Origin of the sequence: Vibrio sp. YT-15 (assembly GCF_033337445.1) — a bacterium.
Taxonomy (GTDB): Bacteria; Pseudomonadota; Gammaproteobacteria; order Enterobacterales; family Vibrionaceae; genus Vibrio; species Vibrio alginolyticus.
In genome coordinates, this window is sequence record NZ_JAWOQR010000167.1 from 1 (window position 1) to 1,057 (window position 1,057).

The 1,057-nt window shown below is 41.9% G+C and carries 2 protein-coding genes; both read left to right on the forward strand.

What is annotated here, in order from left to right; translation table 11 throughout:
- Positions 1-150: 150 nt before the first annotated feature.
- Positions 151-783 carry a thiol:disulfide interchange protein DsbA/DsbL gene (locus R7D93_RS26045; protein WP_005482658.1) on the forward strand — a complete coding sequence of 211 codons (633 nt, stop codon included), beginning with the start codon at positions 151-153 and terminating at the stop codon, positions 781-783.
- Between the two features lie 13 nt (positions 784-796).
- Positions 797-1,057 (forward strand): FKBP-type peptidyl-prolyl cis-trans isomerase N-terminal domain-containing protein (locus R7D93_RS26050; protein WP_318129651.1); only part of this gene is annotated, 261 nt, incomplete at its 3' end.

The following is a 1,057-nucleotide window of genomic DNA, read 5'->3' on the forward strand; positions in this document are numbered from 1 at the left end:
AGTAAACATCCAATTTGCTAACACCATGTCACTATTCGGTTATATCCACACCAATCTGTTACTAATCGTCTCACTTTATTGTTATTTAATGGTTTTAGTCACTATCGTTAACCGATAAACTACCGTAAATTTCTCATTCAGAGCGTTGTTATGTTTAAAACTATCTCAAAAGGCGTCGCTTTATTTGCCGCTATTGCGGCTCTGTCAGCATGTGACAGCGGCAATAGTCAGCCACAACAAGGTAAGCAATACGAAGTGTTGCCTGTTTCTCTTCAAGAATACAATCTGGCGCCACTAACCGAAGCTTTTGCCCTAACTTGCGGCCATTGTCGTTCAATGGAAGAGTTTGTCCCTCAAATTGAATCGCTAACAGAGCAAAAAGTTGAAAAGATGCACGTGACTTTCAATGAAAGTGCTCAGATCAGCGCAATTATCTTCTACACTGCTGTTATGCAGCTCGACGCAACACCAGATAAAGCATTCATGGCTGATTTATTTGCAGCGGTTCAAATGGGCGCAGATGCAACAGCAGAAGAGCGTCAACAAGCGGTAGAGAAAGCTTTTGAATCTCGTAACTTGATCAGCCCATACCATCTTGATGAAGCTCAACAGGAAAAACTGTTTGAATACATCACTAAAGCTGAATCCATCACTACTCGTGGCCAAATCAATTCTGTGCCAGCGTTTATCGTAAACGGTAAGTACCAAGTGATTACTGGCGGCCATGACAGCGTTGAGGCAATGGCAGAAACTATTAACTATTTGCTTAAGCAACCTAAATAGACAAGGAGTCAACGTGTCTAAATTTTTGTTTCCTATCATTATTTTTGTTTTAGCTGCATTTTTCATTTACCGCACTTGGACAAACCACAAAGTGGCAGATGAGAACTTTGCACAAGGCCAAGCTTTCCTACTAGAAAATGCGAAAAAAGAAGGCGTGATCACCACAGAGAGCGGACTTCAATACCTAGTACTAGAAAAAGGTACAGGTGACGTTCACCCAACCGCAACAAGTAAAGTGAAAGTGCACTACCACGGCACGCTTATCGATGGCACT

Coding starts and splice junctions, on each gene's coding strand:
- R7D93_RS26045 (WP_005482658.1), top strand. CDS start 151: ATGTTTAAAACTATCTCAAAAGGCGTCGCTTTATTTGCCGCTATTGCG.